The sequence below is a fragment of the Plantibacter elymi (nom. nud.) genome, assembly GCF_900177795.1.
GTDB classification, from domain to species: domain Bacteria; phylum Actinomycetota; class Actinomycetes; order Actinomycetales; family Microbacteriaceae; genus Plantibacter; species Plantibacter elymi.
Window position 1 is genome coordinate 70,396 of record NZ_FXWJ01000001.1, and the last position, 24,369, is coordinate 94,764.

The window sequence follows — 24,369 nt, forward strand, 5'->3', positions numbered from 1 at the left end:
CGCTCGCCGAAGGATGTGAAGGACTCGTGAGCGATCGGTCCGGAGCCCGACCGCGCGCCGAGCCCGTGCCTAGGATCGGATCGTGACCAGAGTCTTGATCGTCGAGGACGATGCCCTGCAGTCGGAGCTCGTCCGCCGCTACCTCCAACGGGAGGGACACGACGTGACCGTCCTGGCCGACGGTGCCGAAGCGCTCTCCGAGGTGCGTCGCTCCGCGCCCGACCTGCTCGTCCTCGACGTCATGCTCCCCGGTGCCGACGGCCTCACGGTCTGCCGCACGCTTCGCGAGGAGCAGTTCGACCTCCCGATCCTGCTCCTCACCGCACGCTCCACCGAGAACGACCTGCTGCTCGGGCTCGAACTCGGTGCCGACGACTACCTCGCGAAGCCCTACAGCCCCCGCGAACTCGTCGCCCGGGTCCGAGCGCTGTTACGACGGGCCCGCCGCACGGTGCCGGCCTCGACGGTCATCAGCGTCGGAGACCTCGAGATCGACCCGGACCGGCATCGAGCCACCATCGCGGATCGGCTGCTCGACCTCACGTGTGCCGAGTTCGACCTCCTCGAGGAGTTCGCCCTGCATCCCGGCATCGTCCTCAGTCGTGCCCGGCTGCTCGATCGTCTCCACGGGACCGACCGCTGGATCGGAGGCCGCACCATCGACACCCACGTGAAGAACCTCCGTGCCAAGATCGAGTCCGATCCACAGCAGCCCACCCGCCTCGTCACCGTCTACGGGGTCGGGTACACCCTCCACGCGGGCTGAGCGACGCCCGGACGCCTCGCGCGGGTCGGCGCGGTGTGGTGCTGACCGGTCCCGACACGGATGATCGCGGTCGACGACTCAGCGTTCGGCCGGTGGCGCGAGGTCAAGTGCATCGAGTTCGAGGACCAGTTCCATGCACCGCAGGCGTGCGCGCGAGAAGTCGTAGGGCATCATCCGGACGGCCTCGGTGAGGCTCGTCGAGCCGCACGTCGAGCCTGCGCCGTCCTCGTCGTCGGGAAGGGGGTGCGACTCGTCCCACGCGTCGAAGCGGTCGTCGTCGGCCTGCGCCAGGCCGGAGTCCTCGATGACCGTGCGGAGGGCCGCCTCGAAGGCGTGCCGTTCGGCGGCGACCTCCGCGACGCGGGGGTCGTCGACCGCGACCGTGTCGTCGAGTGCTGCTTCGGCGGCGTCGACCCGGTCGGACTCCTCCCGCAGCTCCGGGTGGGTGGCCAGGGCGATGAACCGCGACGCCTGGACGGACGCGCCGAGCCCACCGAAGATCCGCTCGGTCACGAGCAGGGTGTCCAGGTCGTCCTGCCGAAGGGCGCCCTCGGGCAGGTCTGTGAGGCGGTCGCTCACGACGTCGGAGAGCAGCCCCAACCTGCTGCCCTGCGCACGCATGCGCTGCACGGCGGTCCGCTGCTGCTCGAGTTCCGCCTGCCGAGCGACGAGGGAGCCCTCCAAGCGGTCCAGGATGCGCGCGACATCGTCGTCGGTAGCGGTGATGCCGTCCGAGAAGGCGTCGCGGATGTCGTCGAGGGCGATGCCGGCGTCAGCCATCCGACGGATCCACAGCAGCCGGATCATCTCGTCGTAGCCGTAGCGGCGGCGATCGTCACTCCCCCGCTCGGGCTCAGGGAGCAGACCGATCTGGTGGTAGTGACGGATCGCCCGCGGGGTGGTGCCGACGAACGCGGCGGCGCCTCCGATCGTGACCTGGCGCGGCGGGGTGAAAGACGAGAACATGTGGGGGCCTTCCTCGGTGGGCGGAATACGTCCACTGCATCACATGACGCTACGGCAGGTGCAAGTCCGTGCATGAGGTGGAGTCCCGTCGCTCACGTGCTCCATCGGACCCCCAGCCTCTGAGCGGCCCGCCGCCGTGATGATGGTGAGCGGTCCCCATTCGCTGCGCCGATTGCGACCGGTACGGTTTGGCCATGGAGAATCGCATCGCACGCATCACAACGCTTCGGGACGCAGCGCGAGAACATGCGCTGAGCGCGACCACAACGTTGCGAGGAACCCCATGATCACGAGCATCGAGATACTCGGCACTGAGGAGCTGCTGCTACAGCGGAACCCGCGCGCCGCAGCCGTGCACCAGGCGATCGTGGCTCGCGGCCGCGAAGCGGTGATCGCGCTGAACGAACGATTCGACGACCCGTCGGACGACACGGCGATGGAGCGACTCGACACCGAGCTCGAGGCGATCGTCGAGCGGAGCGTCAGTGAGTACGTCCGTCAGGCCAGTGGGCTGTTCAGCGCCGAGGACGTCGACCTGTGGACCGCGAAGATCAGCCGGGTGCCCGGCAGCTATGTCGGACGAGCGGCGGCCGTCGGCGTGCCCGGAGCCCTGCTGCTGATGGAGTCCGTGGAAGAGGCCGAGTCGGAGGAGAACAGCACCTTCGTCTCACTCGACGACACCCTCTCCAACATCGCGGGGTATTGCCAGTGCGGCTACGCCACGAGCCGCATCGTGCCCAGGCAACTGTGCCGCCTCTGCTCCGGCGGCGTGCTCATCGCGTGGAGGACCGAGGAGGACCAGGTCATCGCGACAGCCCCCAAGGTCCGTTCCGAGCTGCACGCGGTGTTCGAGGAGTTGCTCGACGAGCTCGCCACCATCCACCTCGCGACGGGCGACGCCTCGGCCGAGACCCCTGCGCGCCGTCGAGCGGGCAACACTGGGATCACCCGGGTGAACGAGACGTATGCCGAGGAGATCGCGCTGCTCGACCTCACACGATGGCGGGAACTCAGCGATCTGAACCAGCTCAGCCAGATCACGGCGGTGACGGCTCACGCGAAGCACTGGTCGCAGTGGGGTCTCGGATCGGCGCGGTTGGCGATGCAGAGCGATCCGGAGATCCAGGCACGGATGCGCCGGATCGCCGGCAGTCGGCCCGCTCCGAAGCCCTCGCTGTTCGAGCGGCTCTTCTCCCGACGATGAGGTCCGCGACGGCGACGATCAGAGCCCTTGCGGCCGTCGTCGGTACCGGCCGCCTCCGCCGACGCAGGTCGGCCACCCAGGAAGTGGTGTGAGATGTTCTTCCAGCCGACCCTTCGCGAACCCCGGCCGAGACCGCCGCGCACCCGTCGCAGTAGGGCCGGCCGGATCGTCGTGCTCGTCCTCCTCATCGCCATGGCCTGCATCGCAGCGCTGATCCTGTACTCCTGCTCGACGATGAAGATCGCCTCCTGGCGGGTGACACCGGTCCTCCAGGAGGTCGTCGGCGATCACGGCACCGTCTCGGCGTACGCGAAGGAGTTCACCTACAGCTCCGGCTCGAGCTGCACCCTGTCGGTGGACCTCGACGAGGACATCACGGTCGATGAGACGGCGACGGTCCTGCAGTCACTCGCACCCACCGACCGCTTCGCGCCCTGCGACATCAGCACCGTCGAAACGGCCACCCGTTCGACCGTGTTCGCCGAGAACTGGAACACCATCTCCGACGACGGCTGGGTGTCGGTCGCCGAACACCTTGCCGAGCCGGGGCCGATCACGCTGTACTTCGCCACCGACGCCCCAGCCCATCTGGACGCTTCCGAGCGGGGACGGTACACCGACTTCGTCGACCTGCTCCGTCAGCACACGACCGGCGACCGCCTCGAGGACACCGTCGGTCCCGTCCGGTGGACCCTGACCTGGGACAGCGGCACCGGCGCCTACAAGGGCGTACGCATCACCACTGACGAGACACCGCCCGCCGCGCTCGCCGAGTTCCTCGAAGCGCTCACCATCCCGTTCCAGGGATCATCGGGCCTGGACAGCATCATCTACACCGTCGCCGACGGCGAAACCACGCTCCACGCCAACCTCAGCAAGCCGGATGACCAGGTCACCGCCGCCATCCAAGCGGCGTTCGTAGCCTCCGGACTCCCCGGCGAGCTCACGATCAACCCGCCAACAGCCTGAGCCGTCCGAGCCGAACGCGCCACGAGACCGATTCCGACGAAGAGCTTTCCGCGGGGATCCGGTTGATGTTACAGTAAGCGCACTTACTACTTGGAGGATCAACATGTGGACGACGAACTACGAGCAGACGACGACGGCCAGCGCATCCGCAGTCTGGGGTGCGCTCGAGCGCCTGCACTCCGGCACCCCACTTGGCCCGGCATCGGACAGCTTCGAACTGCATGGGCCGTTCGTCGTCGGGACGACGCTCACCATCACACCGCAGGGGCAGGAACCGATGGAGTCGACGATCGTCGCACTCGTCCCGGAGACCACCTATGCGGACCGGACCCGTTTCGGCGACCTGGAACTGACCTTCCGACACGACCTGCGCCCGACCGCAGACGGCGGGACGACCGTCACGCACACGCTCGTCATCGACGGACCGGGCTCCGACGAGGTGGGACCCGAACTCGGGCCGCAGATCAGCGGTGACTTCCCCGTGGCGATGGGCGAACTGCTCTCCGCGGCAGAGCGCTCGGCCCGGTAATCCGATGGCCGGCGACCTCGACACCCGCTTCCCTGACGCGCAGTCGAGCCTCGGGCTCGCGCTCTGGCGCGCCAGTACCTCCTGGCAGCGCCACATCCGTGCAGCCCTCGCCCCGCACGATCTGACGCACGTCCAGTACGTGCTCCTCGCATCGCTGACCTGGATGGATCGCACCGTGCCGGTGAGCCAACGGGACCTCGCGGCGCACACGGAACTCGATGTGATGATGACCTCGCAAGTCCTCCGTGCGCTGGAGACGAAAGGGTACATCCGCCGCGAGCCGCACCCCGAGGACGGACGCGCCAACGCCCTGCACCCCACCGAGCGAGGGATCGAGCTGGCGAACCTGGCGACACGAGACGTCGAATCAGCCGACGCCTCCTACTTCGCCGCATTGACTCCGACGCAGCGCGACTCGCTCCTCGCCGTCTTGCAGCACCTCGCCTCGCCGCCGAGCGTCGCGCCCGATCAGCGAACACCCCACGACCCGTCTTCCAGGGAGGAACAGCTGTGATCTCCCGTGTTCAACGAGACTTACCACGCCGTTTCACAACATCGACGACCAGCGCTCCCAAGAGCATCAGCCCGCCCGCGAGTCCCGTGAACACGTAGAAACGAGGCCGCAGGAAGTCCTGCGTCGCAATGGCGTAGGTACAGAAGACGACCAGCGCCAGGAAGAGGATCCGCGCCCAGAGGTCCGTTCTCTACCCATCCTCGGGTGCCCTCCATGTCGGCCGTGCGGGCGACCACCGCCCTGGTCGCCGTCCAGTGTGACGGGTGCTACCGCGAACGGGTCCGGCGGCCGCGGGCCGATGACTGCTTCCAGGATGGAGAGCACAGTCCGCACTGCCGCCGGACAGTCAAGCCAGTCGTCCGAACCGAACGCGCCGCCACTGACCTCGGTCCAGGCGTAGGGACCGACCCGCCGGGCTAAGCGCTTCGGTCACTCATCCGAAGCCAGTCCGTGATGGTGTCAGCGACGTGGTCGAGGTCGGATTCGAGGAGGAAGTGTCCGCCGTCGACGAGCTCGACGCAAGCATCGGGGGCGTCGCGGGTGAACGCTGTGGCGCCGGCGGCGGCGAAGATCTCGTCGTTACGCCCCCAGATCGCGAGCACCGGTACCTGTGAGGTGCGGAGCCATTCGTGCACCGCGGGGTAGAGGTCCCGGTTGGTGGCGTAGTCGCGGAAGAGCGCCAGCTGCACGTCGTCCTGACCCGGACGGGCGAGGAGCGCGAGGTCGTGCTCCCAGGCGTCGGGGTCGACGGTCGTCGGGTCCGGCACGCCGTGCGTGTACTGCCACTCGACGGCTTCCCGACCGAGGGCCGGACGGAGCGCGTCGCGCGTCTCGGCGGTCCGTTCGGCCGCGTCGGCCCAGATCGGGTCCCAGAAGCTCGGGACGAAGCCCTCTTCGTAGGCGTTGCCATTCTGGGAGATGACCCCGACGACGGCAGTGGGGTCGTTGAGGGCCAGGCGCCAGCCGACCGGGGCGCCGTAGTCCTGGACGTAGATCGTGTACTGCGTCACGCCGATGGTCGAGAGGAACCGGCCGGTCACGCCTGCGAGGGCCGCGAAGGTGTACTCGAACTCGTCGACCGCGGGGGCGGAGGAGCGACCGAAGCCGATGTGGTCCGGAGCGATGACGCGGTACTGGCCGGCAAGAGCCGGGATGAGGTGCCGGAACATGTGGGAGCTGCTGGGGTACCCGTGGAGGAGCAGGAGCACGGGAGCGTCTGCCGGGCCGGCCTCGCGGTAGAAGACGTCGAGCCCGTCGATCGAGACGGTGCGGTGGTGGACGGTGACCATTGCTAACCCCTTTAGATTGTTTTACTGGTTAGCCAGACGGTAGCATGGATCCCGGGCGCCGGACGGCGCACGAGAACGGAGAACGATGCTTCGCGACGAGGAGCTTCTGCTGGGCCTGTTGAACAGTGCGCCGGTCGTCGAGGGCACCCCGACCGACCGTCTCGAGGGGGCGACCGGACAAGACCTCGCGCGCAGCTGGGGCGGCACGGGATCCGCGGACGAGGTGGCTCGCCTCCGACGTGCGAGACAGGCGCTGCAGACCATGGTCCGTGGAGATGACGGAGGAGCGATCCGAGACCTCGCGGGCATCCTCGACGATGCCGTGCGCACGCCGCGCATCACCCCGGACGGCGTGGTCTGGGAACTTCAGGTCCCTGAGGACGATCGCCTGGTGGCGGGGGTCGTGCTGGCGTGGTCGAGCGTGATCACGGAGCTCCCCGGGCGCCTCCGCGCCTGCGCGAACCACGAGTGCACCCAGTTCCTCGTCGACCACAGCCGGCCTGGCACCGCGAAGTGGTGCTCGATGGCGGTCTGCGGCAACCGGATGAAGGCGCGCACGCACGCACGCCGCGCTCAGAGCTGAGCGGCCCGGTACACGCTCGGATCAGGACGAACGTCGTATCGGGGCATCAATTCGCGGCGGCGACATGGGTCCCTCTCAACCTGACGATCGGCGCATCAGGCTCGTTCCAGCAGAAGAGCACCAGATGCCAGAGCCCTGGGCGCTTCCGCGAGGGATCGATCAACCCGTTCGCGCCGCCGGCAAGGAGTCGGTCGCGGACGCTCCACGACGTCGGCGTGCCTCCAGCGGCGGCGACGTCCTGCCACGGGGCTGCCGCGTCAGCGAGGTCGATGCCTGCCGACTCCAGTGCTCCCACGTCGCGCAGGTCGACGATGCCGGACGCCTCGACATCGATCTCCACGATCTCGCGCGCCGCCGCCCGAGCATCCTGGTGGGCGATCATCGCGGCCTCGACGCCGCCGACGGACGAGCTCAGGTAGAGCGTCGGCTCATTGGCCCGCGAATAGCGCCCGGCGGCACGCGATCCGGCGATCGCGAACTCACGGAAGCTCGGGTCGATCGCGCGATAGAACGTGCCCCTCAGCGGTGGCGCGAAGGTCAGGTCGATACCGGTCACAACGCCAGCTTCCCACCCCGGAATGTCGCGCGCGACCCGGTGCCGAGCCAGAACTGACGATGGGCAAAGTGTCAAACTCAGGCGCGGCCAGTGATCGCGATCTCGTGCGGAAGTCATCATTGGGGTGAGCAGTATGGTGAGAGGATGACGAGCACCGGCATTGACGGCGGGGACGACACCGTGAGCATCGACGTCCCGAAGTTCGGCGGGTAGCCGTGACGCGTATCAGGAGCTGCACGTGACTCGTCCGCCCCGCCCCGACTTTCGTCGTGGGCCGTTTCCCTGGCTGACCGACGAACGGCAGGCGGGTCCGCACTTTTGGCCGGTGGTCAGCCCCTGGGGGCTAGGCTCCCTCGGCCTCCTCTTGCTCGGCGCCGCCGCCCTCTTTGTCGTCAGCGGAATGACCAGTGGCGATCAGGAGAGGCTCATGGCGGGGATCTTCATCGCGATCCTCCCTGGCGGCGCCGGCGCTGTGGCGCTCGTCATGGCGATCATCCGCTGGCGTTGGTTCCGTGGAGCGCGTCGCTCGCGACCCACCCCACCACGATAAAGCAGCATTCCCGACCATCCCGCACTCGATGGTGGGAGAAACAAGCATCGACGGGCTTCACGCTAGAACGTAGGCCGTGGGTCGGTGCGGGGAACGGATATGAGGATCGAGTCGACCCCTGTCCGTCTCACAACAGCGCGGCGCGACGAGTGTTGTGGTGGCGTGATCGACTCGAAACGAAACGTGCGGGATACGCTCGATGATGTTGCCGACAACGACGGAGGCCCCTGATCATGCGCGGATTGACCCTTGCCCTTCTCGTTCATCGGTGACCTCTCAATTTCTCAGCAGTTCGCACACGCCACGCTCGCCGAGTACGAGCGCGAGCTCATCGTCGAGCGCGTCAAGGCCGGCATCGCCGCAGCCCGCGAATCCGGCACCCGCTTAGGGTGCCCACCCGTGAACCCCGACACCATCGCGGAGAAGCTCGCCGTCGTTGCCGACGCCCGCAGCCGGGGCCGCACCGCGGCGGAAGCGGCCGCACTCGTCGGCTGGAACCGCGCGACGCTCTACAGACACCAGACCGGCGCCATGAAAAGCACCTCAACAGTCTGATGTTTGGAGCAGTCCGGTTTCGGCGACGAGCTCTGAGCACGGAACGCCCTAGAACTTCTAACGACATCGCGTCGATCGAAACCTGAACTCCCAATGACAGCTATTCCTGTCGCGTTTGCAGCAGGAGCAGCCTCGACCCTCGTCGCCTGCAAGCATGAACAGGGGCCTCCACGTTCGAACACTCAGCGCACGACGTGACCCACACGTCGCAGGGCGTCAGGCTCCACCGCGGTGGCAAAGACGATCAATGAATGCACCACGACTACCGGGACAGGCTGTGGCCATGATTCGTCCCGAGAGTGGGTTAGGTTTCCTCCGGTGTATGGTTTCGTGCAAGGAGGCAGATGCCAAGCGACGTTGGGTTCTGGTGGACTTCAACCGGCTGGTGGATTCGTCCTAACACAGCTCGGGATGTCATGAACGTTCTGGGAGCGATCGGTGTATACAACGCCCGCCAGAGCTTTGGTTGGCGAGGTATGTCTAGCGCGGACTACCGCCTCACATCATCCCTGCAACGGAAGCTCGGTGCCGAAACGTCGGAAACTGAGATGCGCGCAGCTGAAGTCGATCTCCTAGCAGCAGCGCGGGAGTGGGGTCTGGGGATAGGACCTGGCGGATACGTCGACGACCTGCAGCTCCTCGCGGACCTGCAGCACTACGGGATCGCAACCAGGCTCCTCGACTTCACGAGCAATCCGATGACGGCTCTTTGGTTCGCTTGCCAGTCGCCGAAAGATCCCGCTGCTGCGAAGAGTGGGGTCCTTCTCGCGCTCAACACGACCGGTATGCGGCAGGTCTCAACTGTCCCCACGGGACGCAGCTGGAGTTACTTGAACAACCCTGCTGGATCGACGTTGCAGGATGCACTCAAGGATCCAGCACCTTTCTTGGTGAGATCGGCTATCCCTAACGAGCGACTCCGCGCCCAAGAAGGTTTCTTCGTCACGGGCGCGGTTCCACCGCCTCGGGGAGAAGTAATCGCGTCTCCGTCGGGCGCGAGGGAGTTCCGGATCCAGTTGGTCGACCCGTTTGAGGCGATCAACGTCTCATGGACGCACGGTGATGCAGAGAGGCTTGCGGCTAGTCTCGTTGCTGAACGGCAACGTGGCCATCCGTCTGCGATGCCGTTCGTCGCGGTGATCATCAAGGCGGGCTTGAAAAGGAAGCTGCTGCGCTACCTCGAGAACACATACAACCGGACCGCGAAGGTCCTGTTCCCCGACTACGGTGGATTTCTCGAGTTCCGATCAGAGCCCGCGGCGCGAGACACTGTCGCTGACTAAATCGGCGCCCCTGAAACCTCTTGCTACAGGCAAGCGGGTGGGCGATTTACCGCCCATGTCTCGACGCCAACTGAACAGCAGAACCCGATGTGGCGAAAAAGTCATCGTTCGTACCCATCAAAAACGGCTCAGGGGAATGCTGCTCGCCTAACCAAGCCGCTCTGTTCGCGCTTCTTGCAATGATGACCTTTACGACCCAAACGGCGCGCCCAGTATCATGCGAGCGCTGCGGCTGCGGTCTGGATAATCAACATGGCGAGCAGGGCCGCGAGATAGACGCAGAATGCGATGAGCGCGATCTGGAGGGAGCTGTATTTCGCCGCAGCGATGCGCGCGAGTGATGCAGCCTGGTCCCAGGCCTCTGCTCTGATGTCTTCGCCGGACATTTGCCGGGGAGGAAGGTGCTCCGGGGTCATGCCCGCGAGGCTCGACCAGGCGAATCGGTTCGTCAGGTTGGCGCCCAAGGAGGTGCGGGGTAGGAGGGCGTTGCCGATTCGGTAGCCGGTGAGTAGCGCCGCTGCGATGAAGATGACACCGGAACTCACCCAGAGACCAAAGGCGAACGGAACTGTGACGATGTTCGGTATTGCCTCGAGCAGTCGAGGAACGGCGAACGTTAGGCTGAGACCGAAGGACCCGGCGAGGATGGTGGACTTGGTGTCTGCGTTTTTTATCCACCCTCCGGTCTCCTGGATGGCAAGTTTGCTGTGTTCCCAGTCAGACGGTACAGACTCAGCTGCCCTACGACGCATGTGCGTAGGTACCTTCCGTGGTCCACTGCCGACTCATGCGCCACTCGGTGTAAGCAGCGAGCCAATGTGCCCCCCAAGCGATTGCGGTTGAGGCATCGTGTACTCCTGGGTGCCATTCGTCGCGGTCGGCAACGCAGATGTTGCCGCTGTCATAGAGGTGTGGCGAACGAACCCATCGCCCGGAGGAGAATGCGCCGAGCTTCGGGCCGAGCACGCGAAGCGTCGGTAGAGATAGGTCAGCTCGCAACTCGACTTCCAGAGTGAACGTTCCCCGTCCGGTGTCGATAGCTCCAGTCCATCGCGGTCCGTTGCTCATCGTCGCTTCCGCGTAGATGAAGCCAGGGAACGACTGTTGGACAGCGTTCAGGTGTCGATCGAGTTCGCTGGGATCGTTCCACCACGGCAGACAGGCGGAAGAGTCAAGATGGTCCTCGCCGCCATGGAACGTGTGGTTCGCCACAGCGGTGACGGGTCCGAGGCCCTGGTGGATGGCCACGCCCGCTGAGTTGATGCTGACGCCATCGAAGACGATTCGACCGTCCACGGTGACGTAGCGTGGGACGTCCACCCCGTGGTGGCTGAGAAGTGATGCGATAGACATGGTGTTCCTTTCAGCCGATGCTCACGGCAGAGACCGGGCTGCCGGCGAGTTCTTCTATGAGGGACTCGGAGTGCGCCAGCGTTCCGCGCCAGCGGTAGTCGTGGAAGTGGTATCGCTCAGTGTGGTCGTCTCGGGTGTAGGTCTTCGGCGGATACAGCTTGGTGAATTGGGGGGCGTCTGGGAACAGCTTCGCGAGGTTCTCTCCTGCGACGATCTCCCACGAATTGGCTTTCTTCTCGCACTTGGCGGCGAAGTTCGCGGCGAAACCGACCGGGTTGATCTCGCTGTGTCCCGGCGACCCGGTTCGCACGAAGGTGATCTCACCGAAGTCGAGGCCAGCGCGGGCCTGCACGCGCCGGACGTTGAGTTGATCGAGCCTTGGATTCACGTTCTCTTCGATGGCGTTGAGTGCGAAAGCGCAGGCTGCCAGCGCGAAAGATGCACCCACACGATCGTCGCCTGGGCCAAAGCCGGCAAAGAGGCCATCTCCTCGAAGGCCGAGCGGGTATCCACCGTGGCTGAGGACGGTCTCGATAAATCCGGCGAGGACTGCGTGCGCGAGGTCAGCGACCTGCTCCTGTGGATCCCAGAAGGACCGCCCGGTGAAGTCACGGAGGTCGATGAACAGTGCGGTCATCGGTACAGTTCTCATTTCTCCAACCTGGAGGCTGGAGAAGTCAGGGTGCCCCAACGCGATGGTCTCATGGTCTTCTCTGGCTTCATGGGCAAGGAACTGGCCCTTCGAGACGCGTCGACGCCTCTCGTACTGTTCGAGAACTGTGTCCCCGAACGCGCTTGCTGTGTAACGCATTGTTCGATCCCAACCTCGGCGATGACGGCGTGTCTGCCACGCATGTATCTAAGTGTAGCGCATGATTCACCCTATGGGTGAAGGTGTGCTGACAAGTAGCCATCTGGGGCTAGCATGGTGACCGGAGCCAAGTGGGAGGCCAGGTGCGCATTGAGTTCGCAGACGAGGCCGTGCTCGCCTTTTGCGAACAGCGCCCCGGGTGCATGTTTCCGTGGGCACCGACCCTGCGTCACCATCTGATGACACGGATACAGAGTCTTGATGCAGCACTTGACGAGCGCGACGTCCTTGCACTGCGCTCACTTGATTACAGAGCCAACGAAGCCGCCCGGGGCAGCATCCGGGTCGGCGATGCGCATCGCCTGAGCATCGAATTCCTGCCCGGCCCGCCCGCGGCTGTCTCGATCAAGGGACTCGAGCTCGCCCATTACACAGGAGACCGGAATGTATGAGTTTCGCGAAGCGGATGTGGCGCCAGCGGGTGCACACTTGCTCGAAGAGTTGGACAGCCGGGGCTGGACTCAGGCGGAGTTCGCCAACATTCTTGGTCGGCCAGTGCAGTTCATTTCTGAGATCATCCATGGCAAGAAAGAGATCACAAGGGAGTCTGCTGCTCAGATTGGTGCTGCATTCAATATGTCAGCGGAGTACTGGTTGAAGTTGCAAGACAGCTTTCACCTCGCGAAGCAACGGGAAGATGGGGACGCCGTCGCTCGCCTGGAGCTAGTTCGGCGACGCGCCCAGCTCCGAAAGATGTTCCCGATTCCTGTTCTTGCGCAGAGGGGGCTGGTGCATCCGACTGATCCCGATCAACAGGAACGCGACGTACTGCGTCTGTATCGGATCTCTTCAATCGACGACCAACGAACATTTGGTTTGGCCGCAAGGCGCTCCAACGTTGCTGAGCCCCTTTCGCAGCTCCAGGAAGCGTGGTCTGTGTGCGTCCGAGACAAAGCGGAAATCCGGCCGGTCTCCAACTACAACGAGGCTGCGTTCCTGCACCTAGCGTCCGCACTGCCCAAACGGCTGCGGTCCGCCCGCGACTTCGCTGCCTTGCCCGACGAGTTCGCGGATGTTGGGGTCAAGCTCGTCCACATCGACGCTTTTCCATCGAGCAAACTAGACGGATGCGCCTTCTTTGATGGCGCGACCCCGGTCATCGGTCTAAGCGGCCGCGGGAGACGGATGGACAAGGTGTTCTTCACCCTCCTGCATGAAGCGGCCCACGTCTTGCTTGGACACGTCGGCTCTGCGCCGATCGTGGATGAAGGGAACCCGGAGAACGTCCCCGACGCCGACATTGAAAAGGAAGCCGACGATCTCGCCGCAAAGTGGTCGTTCGGCGATGGCCTTCCAGAGGCACCAGCTCGGGTCAATGAGGCCTGGATTGAGGCAACCGCGAAGGAATACGGATTACACCCTCTCGTCGTCATTGGGCGCCTGCAGCATGACGGAATACTCAGCTGGAGAACCTCACTAGTCCGCGAAGCTCCAACTGTGACCAGAGAATTGCAATCCTGGAGCTGAACAGGGTCAATTGGAACACCCCCTCAGAGACGATCCCACCTACCCAAGCACGCTCTCCTCGGCTCGGCCCGGCAGGACCTGCGGGTCGCCGCCGCTGCGGAGCCATTCGCCGGGTGTCGCCCGCTTGCCATCGATCTCACAGCTTCGCTGCGGAGTTTCCATGAAGCCAGCACCGTCGCCGGGTGCATGCTTGCTGGAATCGATGCGATCAGGATTGCCAGGTGCGGCAGCAGCGGCTGCTGCCTGCCCTCGGTGAACTGCCAATACGGGTACCTGCACCGCTCCTCCGAGCGGAAGGCATAGAGGTTGCCTGTGCCGCGTAGGCGCTCAACTTCGGCGGCATCGACTCCGAGTCTGGTGCGGGCCATGGCTGGGGTGATCGTCGCCTCGAGCGCGCGCTGTGCGGTCTTCCGTTCCCTGTCGGAGAGGTCGCCGCGAGCGACAGATGCGACTGCTCGAGCCCAGGACTCTTCCGTGAATGCGCCTGACTCGATCAGGAAGGCGACGGTTTCTGGGGGGACGGCTCGCCACGTCCCGACGCGCGTTCGATGGCCATCGTGTCTCCGTTCAGCGGCGCTGCAGGCTGCGGTCAGTGTTGCTGCTAGCGGCAGATCGAATGCTGTTGGTGAGTGCTCATCCCCACACCGATGAGTAGCCAGGCTCGTGTTGGTTGAGTGCAGTAAGCGGGAGCAACTGCTGCCAGTCAACGTCCATGACGGCTTGTCCACACGACGGCGGGACAGCGTCGATCGCTCGAGCCACGCGGCGGGTGGACACTCCGAGCGCGCCGGGAGGGTTCGGTGGGTGTAAATGCCGTCGCGCAGCATGGTGTGCAGCAGGTTCACATTCAGATCGGTGACCTCAGGGCCTGGCCAATCGAGGTCGACGCTGACACCAGGTGTCCAGGTGACTGGGTACCATTCGCCGTGCGCGAGGACGAAGGCTTTGGCGTAACTGTCGAGCGCGGTCTGCAGTTGTGCGGTCATGCGGGTGCGGCAGGCTGTGTACTGGGGAGTGTCATCACGGGCGCGACCGAGCTTCAGTGGTTCGGGCAAGGAGCCAGTCCCGGTGGCGGTGAGGCGTTGCCACAGGTAGCGGCGGGCGTTGCGGTGGCGTCGCTCTGCTCCGGGGTCCAGTCCGATGCTGTCCGGGAGGAGGGAGGATCTCCCATTGCTCGCGCATCAGCAGGTCGTCGGCCGGGAGATCGACGTTGCAATCGAAGGCTCGCCTTCCGCTCTCTGCGAGGCGCGGAGAGAAAGCCGAGCTGGCACTCTCAGTGAGCGAGAGGGCTACATGTGAACGCGGACCTAAAGTGTCGCTGCGGACCCGCTGAATCAGTGTGTTTCCAACGTAAAGTGTCGCTGCCGTTTCCAGCACAAAGTGTCGCTCCGAACATGCCCGCGTGATTCCGCGGTTCCAGGGGGTATGGGGTCATCTGGTGGCGCCCCGCCGCGAGGTACGTCGAGCGGAGGGGCTGCTGCTAGAGACCGACGACGCGATGCGAACGCTGGTCTACCAGACCTCGTCGACGGTGTCCGCTATGCGCCGGACGTTCTAGGTGCCGCTATTGGCTTGAGCCTCTCGCCAAGGAGACCGGGCAAGTCGTTGCGGTGTATTCGATCACTGCGGCAATCCGCGGTATGCGGTGTGAAGTCTTGGCGTGGAGCGTCGCCTCGTCCAAGCTTGCGTAACCGCAGGCATCGGATTCGTCGCCACGCGGCCGCGGATTCCTCGCCGTCGAACAACTACGCCGTCGCCGGACGAACATCGCGATCATGTCCCCACACTCCCGGAGGATGTCCGAGAGGACAAACTCGCGGTTGCCGTCGCAATCTTCCCAGCTTGCCGCCCGCATGGCACCTATCTGTACTCAACTTGCGCGCGTATGTCTTCGTCAAACAGGGCAGAGCTGGTGCCATTTGCTCACGAGCCCGCGCCTTCGCGTAATGGGTCCGCTCGGGGAGATCTCGTTCTTCGCGCGTCACACCGTCTCGCAGCATTCTGCGAGCACCCTCGCGCCAACTCATACAGCGTGTGTTCGGTCAGGGAGGTAGTCACCGATCGCTGTCGCTTGGACGTGAGTAAGTCACTCGAGTTTCGCCACCATACCCCCAATTTGCACCGTTGTGATGCCCGCTGCGCTGGCGCTGCGGGCCGCGTCGATCGGCCGGCACACCATTGGCTCGTCGTGGAGGTTGAACGATGTGTTTATGATCACATGCTGACCGGTACGTCGCTCAAGCTCGTCGATGATCGCCGTTGCTCGCTCATCATCATCTAGCAGCTGTGGACGGGCGGTCCCGTCTGCGTGGACAATGGCGGGGTAGCGCCGACGAGTCTCGACCGTGCAGGGAACTGCGGCAGTCATTGTCCGGAATGAATCCGCGAGAACGGGAACGACGGCAAACAAATCAACCGCATCCCGGGCACGCGCCATCGGCGCGAACGGCATCACCGTGGAGCGGCGGAGCATTCGATTGAGTATTACAGGCATAGATGGGTTGTTTGCCGGCGCGAGGATGCTCCGGTTGCCTAGGGCGCGGGGACCGTACTCTGCACCGCCGACGAATCGTGCGACTACCTCCCCCCGCGCAAGGGCACCCCCTAGAACGACTTCCGCCCCCAAACGCGGCGTCGTAACGCAAAAGCCCTCTCGCTCGAAAGCGTCCGCGCATTCCCGATCGCTATACGTTGGCCCGATGCCCAAGTCGCGAAGGGGCTGCGGCGCGGTCCCCTGGGCAGCGAACGTCACAACTGCTGCGCCCATCGCGATGCCAGCGTCGGTCATCGCAGGATGCACATGCAGCCTGTCCACGGCGCCAAGATCGGCGAGCCTGTGGTTTAGGCTCACGTTCGCAAACACGCCGCCCGAGACTACGAGCGTCCGCAGCCCCGTACGTGCAAGGTGCCATGTCACGAACTCTGCGACGACCTGTTCGAGAAAGTTCTGCACCGTCGCGGCGACGTCCACGATGCGGGATCCGCCGATGATCTCCCGCACGAGGTCATTGTGGAGGTCAGGACGGCGGTCGGGATAAGGTCCAATGACGAGGCCTTCGCTGAGCTTTCCACGGATTGCCCCCGACCGACCATCGAGCTCGAACCGGTCTTCCAGCCACGACCGGATTCGGCGATCAATCGACCCAGACGCGGCCATCGCCTGCAGCTTGCCTTCGTCGCGTTGCGGGCGTAATCCGCACGCAACAGTGAACGCCGAGTACAAATGACCTAGGGAATCCTCCGACGGTATCTCAAGCGTGCGAGAGATGGTGCCGTGATCCCCCACGGAGACCGAGCCTGAGAGATTATCGCCCTTTCCGTCCAAAGTGACCACGAGTGCCTGATCCAACCCAGATAGCAGATACGCGCCGCCGGCATGAGCGGCATGATGATCGACGAATGCTACCGGCGCTTCCGCTCCCAACCCGGCACCTGCGACAACCGCGCTCAGCGTGTCCACACGGCGGCGCTGCGTGGACGCGGGCAACTCGCGGAGTTCCGAGTCAGTCAGCCCCAGTTCGGCGGCACGGCTGAGACGTTGGCTTTCGCCAGCTGCGACACAAGCATCGAAAGTGGCCATCGCATTCCGTGAGAGTTCAGCTGGCGCAGCAAGTCCGAAGGCAATGCGTGTCACCGGCTCGGGTGAAGCCGCGAGGCAGAACGCGACGCTCTCATATGGTGGAGCACTCTGCCCGGGCCGCGCGTCGTGGTTCTTGATTCTAGAGAACCGCTCTTCCTCTACAGCCGCTATGACGCGCCCCCTCTCCGAGACGAGGGCAGCCCCTGCGTTGTGCCCGTCATAGATGCCAAGGACACTCAATCCGGCTCGCCTCCGAGCTTGATTCGAATAAGGCGACGCTCGAGATCCTGCTCGATGCTCGGTCCCCGGTGCAGATTTGCTCGATTATCAAACATGAGTAGCCGCCCGGGCTCGACAACTGCGCGCACTGGAGGCATTGCGTCGATCGTGCCTCGGAAGAGCGAAATCGCATGCTGCAACTCGTTCCCGAGGCCAGCCTCCAGGTCAGCCAGTACTGATCCAACCCAACGTGGCCGATCCAACGAGAGGATCGGGGCACTGAACTGGCGCCGTTCGGGGAAGTTCCGTCTCCATGGCACCGATGTGGATCGAAGGAGATGCAAGGCCGCAGGATATTCGGCCATTGCCTCGTCCACCGCTGAGATGGGAAGTAGCTCAGTCGCAGGGGCCTCGTAGTCCGCTGCAAGGTGTACCTGCCCGAGGAGAGTCATCGCGTTCGGGCACCACCATGGCGTGCTGTCGGTGTGCCACTTCTGATCATCGCGATGCCCGAGGCCGGAGCGCACGATCGTTACTGTGCCACCCAGATCCTCATGCACCGACTCCGGGGCAGGACCAATCCACGCCGCGAGCGCTGCCGCTGCATGCAGCGCGCCGTACTCTCGCGGATACGTGAACTGGGCGTGGGAGCCGACCGCCGACCGCACGCCGGCTGATAGCCCGCAGGCATCCTTGACCGAAGTGCGGCGGACTGTCGCCACCAGCGGGTGTGACGAATCGCGAAGCGCTTGACGCACCGTGGCGTCGTCGCCGACAAGCGGCTCGATCGTGAACCAGGATGCAGGCAGAGCCGTGGCAGTCATCACGCCTCCGGAAGGTGCCGGGCGAGTGCGGAACGAACCCGCTCGATTCGCTCGGGCGTGGCGTCCTCGGTGACGAAGACATCTAGTTCTGAGTCATGCAGAAGTGGCCCGAAATTGCCGGCGAACGAGCGTGATGCGCCGTCGAGAATACTCATTCCGAAACCGGGATAGGTCGAGTCATACGAGTGGCCGAGGTAGAAGGCGAGTGAGCGCTGGCGCGTAGTGTGCGCGTCTCTTTCGCGGTAATTCTCGAGGCTGAAGCGCGGATGGCACGCATCCAGTAGAACTTTGGGTGCTCGCCAAACCGGCATGACGACGCGCTGGTCTCCCAGCGGGCGGACCGGATAGGCGAGCGGCGCACGCCCGTTCATCAGCGTGAACGTTACCTCGGCGAGCAGATCCTCGCGGTTGTAGCCGAACGCAAGGTCGCCGAAGCCCTGATCGACGGCGATCACGCGGGCGGCCCGCAGGATCAAGAATGTGCCGAAGAAGTGGACGGCTTCATCACCGAAGGACACCTGGAAGTCCCTGTACATTTCCGACAGCGACGTTCGCAACCCAAGGAGCATTGCGGTCTCGTCCTCGGAATAGACGCGATGTGCGATTCCGAGGTCCTGACACAGCACTGTGGCACGGTCGGCGGCGGCGGCGGTCATGACGTCACGGAATACGAGCGTGAACGCACTCAAACGATCAGATGGGAGCGCGCGCGCAAGCCCAAATGCCAGCGCGTTGCTGTCGCCGCCGCCCGACACTCCGAAAACGCACCCGCGTTCGCTCATCCGATGCTCTTCGACGAAGTCGACCACTTGCTGAGTCACCATCTGTTTCGCCCGGTCAGCGTCGAGAAGCGCCCCTTCTGCCACAGCGCTTCCTTCTGCGTGGGAGATGCCGGCAATACCTGCGCCCACACCCTGAGAACGCGTATCGTCGCCCCAGGGCAGGATCGTCTCGAAGAGGGTGTTGCGCAGGGCCCGGACGACGACTCGTTCGACATCGGGGGGCACTTCTGTGAGCCGAGTCCAGCCTGGCACGGGAGTCAGTACTTCACCGTGAGCGAGGTAGGTCTGCACCATCGTGCGTGGAATGTCGTTGAGCGCGAGGAGGTCGTCGATCGTCTCGGGACGCGCACGCAGTGTTCGCACACCGCGAACGTGTTCAAGGTCTACGCGGGGATCAGTCATTGCATAGCCTCCGGGAAGGGTACCAAGGCAGCGCTGCGGCGCCCGACTAGTGCTGGATGTGCACGTTGCGGAACTCCTCCGCCGAATGCCCCAAGAGCAACCAATATCTGCTTGCGTGCATACAGATCGGCTGGGCAACGACGCGGTCCGCCACCGAAGGGTAGCGCAGCCACAACATCCGCTCGGTGAGGATCGAATAGCTTCGGATCGCGCCATGCGAGTGAGCGATGGGTGAGCCAGGGGCTCACAACGGCGAGTTCGCCTGCCAATCCCCACGGCTCGTCGCCTGCGAGCTCCCGCACAATGAGCCAGCTCGGCGGGTACAGACGTAGCAGTTCGGAGATGTCCGCGGCACTTGGAGTGGCGCTCATGCCAAGGGCCAAGGCCGATGTGACCGCGGCGGCGGTGCTCTCCCACCCGGCGAGCGCGAGTCCAACCAGCTCCTGAACTATACGAGGAGTCGACCATCCCTTCTCGCGTAAAGACTGGACGAACCTCGCATCCTCCTTTTCCACGCGCTGTGCCAGTTCGCTGGCCAGGTGGGTGCGGGCTTCATGTCCTTCCGAACCCGCCGGCCTACCGGCTTGCACCGCCTCGACTGCCGCGGTCGCCGCGTTGATGCCCGCTGTGAGCACGTGGAGATCGACAGGCGCACTGTCACCTCCGGCGAGATCGTGCAGCATCCATCGTGTGAATGACGCCGGGGCATCAGCGCGAGGGGGCACAACTGAACCCATCGTGGCGGCGAGGCTTGCCGACATCGCAGACGAGTCTGCAGACGCGTGAGCGAGGGCAGCTACGACGTCACTGCGGCCCCGATGGAAATCGGCCCCACTCAACGACGCATAGCCACCTGACTCTCCCCGGGACGCTACGGAGCGCGCCTTCTCCAGATTCCGCCGTCGCAACAGGGTTCGTGCAACGGCGGGATCAATGACGATCCAGCCCCGGCGTTCACCAAATCGTGCCTCGACAACGTCCTGGTGAAAGACATGCGAAAGGAGCGCGTCGAAAAGCTCTGGGCGGTAGCGCAGACTCAGTTCAGGGAACGAGGCGATGTCCGGCGAGGAACTCGTCACATCTGAGCAGTCAAGGCGGAGGCGCAGAGAACGAACTCGATGCCGCCCTCGGTCATGGTCTGCATTCCCTGATCAGCGAGCGAGCCAAACACGATCTCTGTCGCGGTGTCGATCGAGGTGATCGTGGTGTTGTCAGCGGTCATCATTACTCCAGTCTGAGTGGCGTGCGCCAATCGTAGCGGCGATCGATTGCGCGTGACTATGGCGAATATCAACGAAAGAGCGCGACTCCCCGGGAGCAACCGACGCCCAGAAAGCGAATGGATCCACGTTGGCCCCGGTCTGCTCCGGCTGTGACGCCTTCGAGAGGACCAGCCGTCGCCGCGCACGCCCCGGTCAGGGGCTATCTCAACCGATCCGACGGCACTTGGTTCTCACCGACGGGTTATATGGCAGTTTGATGTTTGGATAAGCACCTACGAGCTAGTATTTCTGTTTGCGAGAGCCGACAGCGGAAAACGCCGTTGCCAGAAGCGCGCCCGCATGTCGCAAAGCAGGCACCGCGGTGCATGCTCATCGAGCCCGTTCAACACCTAAGTATCAGCTCTCGAGCTCGTCACCATGGGCACACCCCCAACTCGAAGCGTTTCAAAGGAATCAATTGGAGGCCAGCAAAATTTGACAACTCCAACTCTTCTCCCGCATGCTCATCGAGACCGCGCCGCTGCGGTCGTGTGACCGAGGGTGGGGCAAATGAAGTCGATCGCATTCTTCAATAATAAGGGCGGTGTCGGAAAAACGACGCTTGTTTGCAATCTTGCACATTACCTCGCCTCGGTGGAAGAGAAGAGAGTGCTTATCGTGGATCTCGATCCGCAGTGCAACTCAACTCAACTGCTTCTCACACCAGAGCAATGCGCCCACCTGTACTGGCCAGAAGAGGCACTTGGCGACGAAATTTCGGATCTTTGGGGCGATGTCACGAACGTAGAGACAATCTATGACGCCGTGCGACCTTTGGAGGAGGGCGAAGGCTCGACTTCCCCAGTCACACCCGTACCGGCAGCCATGAACCGATTCGCAGTGGATATCATTCCCGGCCATCCACGGATGTCAGTCTTCGAAGACAAACTCGGCCAGTGGTTCCTTTCCGCGACATCCGGGGACATTGATGGACTGCGTAAGACGCTCTGGCTGAACAAGCTTATCGAACCGCTCGAGACAGAATACGACGTCATCCTGTTTGATCTCGGGCCTTCGCTAGGAGCGCTGAACCGTTCGGTCTTGGCGGCGTCCGACTACTTTGTTACGCCAATGGGCGCTGACATATTCAGCATCGTGGCGCTCCGCAATATTGCCGAGTGGCTGGGCCACTGGTCTCGGCTATACATGCAGGGCGTTCAGCTATGCCAAACAAACAATCCTGGAGCGGTAGAGAGGTACTCCGTCCCGGAGCAACTCAGAGTTGACAAAGGATTTGCCGGATTCACCGTCCAGCAGTACTCGACGGTGACCATCCGCGGGGAAAGACGGGCGACCGTTGCATACGACCAAATTCTGAATCAAATCCCATCTCAGGTTGAACGACACCTTCACGACCTCGCGATTCCTGGGCTCGACGTCGAAGCATTGAAACTGGGCGATGTCCCCAACCTGAGGAGCCTGGTTCCTCTCGCTCAGAGCGCCAATACGCCGCTCGCCGCACTGACATCCAGGGACGGCCTCGCTGGCGGGCAATACAGCCAACAGCGCAGCTACACAGAACTCATAAATAATGTCGGAGCCCGTCTCACCCAGAATTGCCTCAGTTCATGAGTGACTTCTGGCCCGACGACCTTGTCCAAGCGCTCTCACAACGACGAGGCGTGATCTTTCTGGGAGCCGGAGCGTCTGCGAGCTGCGTATCCAACTCCGGCTCACGCCAACCCAACTGGACTGCGCTACTCAAGAAACTCGCACGTGGTCTCGCTGGGAAGGATAGGATCGCATTCGACGAAGCAATGTCGCGATCTCGACTGCTTGATGCGGCGCAAATCGTGGTCGATAACGTGGCCCCGCCAACGCTGCATTCTCGTCTCATAGAGATTTTCTTGGATAACACAATTCGACCTAGTTCTCTTTACGAGTCGGTCAACCTGATCGATCAATCCGTGGTAATGACGACTAACTATGATCGAATGTATGAGCGGTTCTGGGAGATTGATCTCAATGAACCGTTGAGCGGCTCCAAATCACCACTCATGGTCTCCTATTATAAGGAGTCCGATGTCGTCGACAATCTTCGTTCTGATCGCCGTATGCTCCTCAAACTTCATGGAACGATTGAGAAACCGCGCGACATTGTGCTTTCGAGATCCCAATACTCGCTCGCAAAATATGAGCATGCCAATTTCTTCCGGGTGGTGAGCGCATTGATGCTTACACGAACCATGTTGTTCGTGGGCTGCGGATTCAATGGCGATCCCGATATAGATCTACTGCTTGAAGATTCGGCCTTCACCGCACAATCTACGGCCCCTCACTACGCCCTAGTAGCAAAGGGTCGCCATTCCAGCGAAATTCGTTCTCTCAAGAACGCATTCAATATCACTCTCCTCGAGTACGACAACGACAACGGCGATCACGCCGAGATGCTTGCGCAAATGGCCTCGCTTGCGCAGCTCGTTGAGGCAAATCGCGTGTAGCGATGCTCATGGGCAGGCGCGATATCATAGTTGGTACCCCCCCCGGTGCGACGATAGCCTTCGAGTCCCCAGGGTTCTTCGGTCGTGGCTCAGTTCCGTTTCAAGCCAGTATCCGAGCTGTGTTCGGTGACGCCACTGGCCGTGCGCGTCTGCAGAGATGCGCAGCACTGCGTGTGACGTCGATCTCGTCGGGCCGGTGGACGCCCGCCGGCTCTCCATTCGACGCCGCGCCCAGTCGGGCGCGCCTCCACGAGCATCGAAGAAGATCGGCGCTCGGTCCTTCTGGAGAGGAGAACATCATCACAGGCTGGGGTGCGACCACCTCCTCTGAGCGGATGTCGGAGCGAAACGGCGGGATACATCGCCAGCCAGAGGCATTCGCCAAGGGAGGAAAGTGGGGGCCCTCAGCACTCTCAGCTTGACCGGCGGACTTCCCAAATAGCTACGCGAGTCACCGAGGTTCAGTTCTCCGGGTCTGGCGCGGCACCGGGAGCCTGGTTTGCCTCGACAACGACGCCGCCTATTTGTGATCGTCAGTCGCACGCGAGCAGATTGAGATCCAACGGATCTCAATGATTCGCGAAGGCGGTGAGGTCAGCCACCACATCCTCACCTGGCTGGATGCGATGGTAGTGATCTCCTGCGAGTTTTCGCGACGGACGCAAACGCGGCTCAGCTAGTTCCGTGCGCTTGCGGTGGGGATCTGAACCAATCGCACAAACGCTGTTGATCTCCCGAACAACACCTAGGGGCCTATAGATGTATCGTTTCGTCGGGACGGGATGCCTTACCTGCTTCGATGAGGTACTCGATGAACAGATCGACGTCTGAGCGCGGATTGTCGTGGGGGAAGACTCGTCCCGCAGCCGTGTGCGTAGCCCGGGCCTGCTCAGCTCGTGCGCGTGCCGCCCCGTAATTGCCCTGGATCGTCGACAGCCCGACGGCCTTGCCGCCGTGACCGGTCGCTGCGCCCGCGGCGATGGCCTTTTGCTGAGCATCCTTCGTAGCTAGGTGTCCTGCACTGTCCCGTACGTGCCAGAGCAGCCAGAGTTCGAAGCAGGGGTTCGACATGGCACACCGAACGCCGGCGTTTTCGGCATGCGCGAGTGCCTCGGGAATCGAGTTGGCGAAGTCATCGACGTCGAACATCACCCAGACCTCATCAAAGACGTTGGCCGCATCGCCCGCCATCTTCGCTTGTCTGGCCTCTTCATGAGCGCGTCGGATCGCTTCGTCAACGAGACGCACGGGATCCTTCCCGGACTTGGCAACCTGGACCGCCAGTCCGGCACTTCGCACCTGCGTGTTGATGTGGGCGAGGTACTCGGGCTCCGTTTTGACCCCACCGGTCACGACCAGTACCCGCTTGTGGCGTTCTCGCCTCGGAGCACGTCCGCGCCGGCT

General features: G+C 63.5%; 25 protein-coding genes and 1 pseudogene. 13 read left to right on the forward strand and 13 right to left on the reverse strand.

Features of this window, described 5'->3' with window-relative positions:
- The first annotated feature begins 82 nt into the window (after window positions 1-82).
- Window positions 83-766, forward strand: a complete 684-nt coding sequence (locus CCK91_RS00395; RefSeq protein ID WP_207568155.1) for a response regulator transcription factor — start codon at window positions 83-85, stop codon at window positions 764-766.
- A 78-nt stretch (window positions 767-844) separates the two neighbouring features.
- Here CCK91_RS00395 and CCK91_RS00400 read toward each other — a convergent pair whose 3' ends face one another.
- On the reverse strand, window positions 845-1,732 hold the full coding sequence (locus CCK91_RS00400) for a helix-turn-helix domain-containing protein (RefSeq protein WP_086472384.1): 888 nt from the start codon (window positions 1,730-1,732) through the stop codon (window positions 845-847).
- 283 nt (window positions 1,733-2,015) lie between these two features.
- Here CCK91_RS00400 and CCK91_RS00405 point away from each other — a divergent pair, with 283 nt between their 5' ends.
- From CCK91_RS00405 to CCK91_RS00420, 4 genes are all read left to right on the forward strand, one after another.
- Window positions 2,016-2,936: a hypothetical protein gene (locus tag CCK91_RS00405; RefSeq protein WP_086472385.1), complete on the forward strand. Its 921-nt coding sequence runs from the start codon at window positions 2,016-2,018 to the stop codon at window positions 2,934-2,936.
- A 93-nt stretch (window positions 2,937-3,029) separates the two neighbouring features.
- Window positions 3,030-3,905, forward strand: a complete 876-nt coding sequence (locus CCK91_RS00410) for a hypothetical protein (RefSeq protein WP_086472386.1) — start codon at window positions 3,030-3,032, stop codon at window positions 3,903-3,905.
- 103 nt (window positions 3,906-4,008) lie between these two features.
- Window positions 4,009-4,434: a polyketide cyclase gene (locus CCK91_RS00415; RefSeq protein ID WP_086472387.1), complete on the forward strand. Its 426-nt coding sequence runs from the start codon at window positions 4,009-4,011 to the stop codon at window positions 4,432-4,434.
- Between the two features lie 4 nt (window positions 4,435-4,438).
- Window positions 4,439-4,948: a MarR family winged helix-turn-helix transcriptional regulator gene (locus CCK91_RS00420; protein WP_086472388.1), complete on the forward strand. Its 510-nt coding sequence runs from the start codon at window positions 4,439-4,441 to the stop codon at window positions 4,946-4,948.
- A gap of 416 nt (window positions 4,949-5,364) precedes the next feature.
- Here CCK91_RS00420 and CCK91_RS00425 read toward each other — a convergent pair whose 3' ends face one another.
- Window positions 5,365-6,237, reverse strand: coding sequence for an alpha/beta fold hydrolase (locus CCK91_RS00425; protein ID WP_086472389.1), 873 nt, complete (start codon window positions 6,235-6,237; stop codon window positions 5,365-5,367).
- An 85-nt stretch (window positions 6,238-6,322) separates the two neighbouring features.
- Here CCK91_RS00425 and CCK91_RS00430 point away from each other — a divergent pair, with 85 nt between their 5' ends.
- Window positions 6,323-6,820, forward strand: coding sequence for a CGNR zinc finger domain-containing protein (locus CCK91_RS00430; RefSeq protein ID WP_086472390.1), 498 nt, complete (start codon window positions 6,323-6,325; stop codon window positions 6,818-6,820).
- Between the two features lie 46 nt (window positions 6,821-6,866).
- Here CCK91_RS00430 and CCK91_RS00435 read toward each other — a convergent pair whose 3' ends face one another.
- Entirely contained in the window at window positions 6,867-7,493 is a 627-nt protein-coding gene (locus CCK91_RS00435) for an RES family NAD+ phosphorylase (protein WP_086473100.1), read from the reverse strand.
- 310 nt (window positions 7,494-7,803) lie between these two features.
- On the opposite strand from CCK91_RS00435, the gene CCK91_RS20020 reads away from it, so the two are divergent.
- From CCK91_RS20020 to CCK91_RS00450, 3 genes and pseudogenes are all read left to right on the forward strand, one after another.
- Window positions 7,804-7,926 carry a hypothetical protein gene (locus CCK91_RS20020; RefSeq protein WP_255377965.1) on the forward strand — a complete coding sequence of 41 codons (123 nt, stop codon included), beginning with the start codon at window positions 7,804-7,806 and terminating at the stop codon, window positions 7,924-7,926.
- Window positions 7,927-8,226: 300 nt separating this feature from the next.
- Window positions 8,227-8,481: pseudogene (locus CCK91_RS00445) on the forward strand (recombinase family protein); the annotation flags it as partial.
- 344 nt (window positions 8,482-8,825) lie between these two features.
- Complete coding sequence (locus CCK91_RS00450; protein WP_119863531.1) at window positions 8,826-9,764, forward strand: FRG domain-containing protein; 939 nt, start codon at window positions 8,826-8,828, stop codon at window positions 9,762-9,764.
- Between the two features lie 215 nt (window positions 9,765-9,979).
- Here the strand turns inward: CCK91_RS00450 and CCK91_RS00455 are convergent, their stop codons facing one another.
- From CCK91_RS00455 to CCK91_RS00465, 3 genes are read right to left on the reverse strand one after another with little or no spacing between them, the layout of a single operon-like run.
- A complete protein-coding gene (locus CCK91_RS00455; protein WP_086472393.1) occupies window positions 9,980-10,516 on the reverse strand; it encodes a Pycsar system effector family protein in 537 nt (178 codons plus the stop codon).
- The gene (locus CCK91_RS00460) at window positions 10,506-11,117 is read right to left on the reverse strand and encodes a hypothetical protein (RefSeq protein ID WP_086472394.1); all 612 of its coding nucleotides are present in this window, start codon (window positions 11,115-11,117) and stop codon (window positions 10,506-10,508) included. Before CCK91_RS00460 ends, CCK91_RS00455 begins: the two co-directional genes overlap by 11 nt.
- A gap of 10 nt (window positions 11,118-11,127) precedes the next feature.
- Window positions 11,128-11,928 carry an adenylate/guanylate cyclase domain-containing protein gene (locus CCK91_RS00465; protein ID WP_086472395.1) on the reverse strand — a complete coding sequence of 267 codons (801 nt, stop codon included), beginning with the start codon at window positions 11,926-11,928 and terminating at the stop codon, window positions 11,128-11,130.
- A gap of 143 nt (window positions 11,929-12,071) precedes the next feature.
- Between CCK91_RS00465 and CCK91_RS19440 the strand changes: the two genes are divergently transcribed.
- A complete protein-coding gene (locus tag CCK91_RS19440) occupies window positions 12,072-12,380 on the forward strand; it encodes a hypothetical protein (protein WP_133059893.1) in 309 nt (102 codons plus the stop codon).
- Window positions 12,373-13,455 carry a helix-turn-helix domain-containing protein gene (locus CCK91_RS00470; RefSeq protein ID WP_086472396.1) on the forward strand — a complete coding sequence of 361 codons (1,083 nt, stop codon included), beginning with the start codon at window positions 12,373-12,375 and terminating at the stop codon, window positions 13,453-13,455. Before CCK91_RS19440 ends, CCK91_RS00470 begins: the two co-directional genes overlap by 8 nt.
- Window positions 13,456-13,478: 23 nt before the next feature.
- On the opposite strand, the gene CCK91_RS19445 is transcribed toward CCK91_RS00470, so the two are convergent.
- The 6 genes from CCK91_RS19445 to CCK91_RS19520 form a co-directional block, all read right to left on the reverse strand.
- Window positions 13,479-14,441, reverse strand: a complete 963-nt coding sequence (locus CCK91_RS19445) for a hypothetical protein (protein ID WP_133059894.1) — start codon at window positions 14,439-14,441, stop codon at window positions 13,479-13,481.
- A gap of 1,100 nt (window positions 14,442-15,541) precedes the next feature.
- Window positions 15,542-17,275, reverse strand: a complete 1,734-nt coding sequence (locus tag CCK91_RS00475) for a carbamoyltransferase C-terminal domain-containing protein (protein ID WP_086472397.1) — start codon at window positions 17,273-17,275, stop codon at window positions 15,542-15,544.
- Window positions 17,272-18,078, reverse strand: a complete 807-nt coding sequence (locus CCK91_RS19450; protein ID WP_133059895.1) for a hypothetical protein — start codon at window positions 18,076-18,078, stop codon at window positions 17,272-17,274. Before CCK91_RS19450 ends, CCK91_RS00475 begins: the two co-directional genes overlap by 4 nt.
- Entirely contained in the window at window positions 18,078-19,262 is a 1,185-nt protein-coding gene (locus tag CCK91_RS00480) for a hypothetical protein (RefSeq protein ID WP_133059896.1), read from the reverse strand. Before CCK91_RS00480 ends, CCK91_RS19450 begins: the two co-directional genes overlap by 1 nt.
- Window positions 19,259-19,945, reverse strand: coding sequence for a cytochrome P450 (locus CCK91_RS19515; protein WP_165766943.1), 687 nt, complete (start codon window positions 19,943-19,945; stop codon window positions 19,259-19,261). The genes CCK91_RS00480 and CCK91_RS19515 overlap by 4 nt, the downstream gene beginning before the upstream one ends.
- A gap of 392 nt (window positions 19,946-20,337) precedes the next feature.
- The gene (locus CCK91_RS19520) at window positions 20,338-20,487 is read right to left on the reverse strand and encodes a hypothetical protein (protein WP_165766944.1); all 150 of its coding nucleotides are present in this window, start codon (window positions 20,485-20,487) and stop codon (window positions 20,338-20,340) included.
- 547 nt (window positions 20,488-21,034) lie between these two features.
- Between CCK91_RS19520 and CCK91_RS00485 the strand changes: the two genes are divergently transcribed.
- Both CCK91_RS00485 and CCK91_RS00490 read left to right on the forward strand, forming a co-directional pair.
- A complete protein-coding gene (locus tag CCK91_RS00485; RefSeq protein ID WP_086472399.1) occupies window positions 21,035-22,096 on the forward strand; it encodes a ParA family protein in 1,062 nt (353 codons plus the stop codon).
- On the forward strand, window positions 22,093-22,965 hold the full coding sequence (locus tag CCK91_RS00490; RefSeq protein WP_086472400.1) for an SIR2 family NAD-dependent protein deacylase: 873 nt from the start codon (window positions 22,093-22,095) through the stop codon (window positions 22,963-22,965). The genes CCK91_RS00485 and CCK91_RS00490 overlap by 4 nt, the downstream gene beginning before the upstream one ends.
- A 753-nt stretch (window positions 22,966-23,718) precedes the next feature.
- Here CCK91_RS00490 and CCK91_RS00495 read toward each other — a convergent pair.
- The gene (locus tag CCK91_RS00495) at window positions 23,719-24,318 is read right to left on the reverse strand and encodes an RloB family protein (RefSeq protein ID WP_165766945.1); all 600 of its coding nucleotides are present in this window, start codon (window positions 24,316-24,318) and stop codon (window positions 23,719-23,721) included.
- Between the last annotated feature and the right edge of the window lie 51 nt (window positions 24,319-24,369).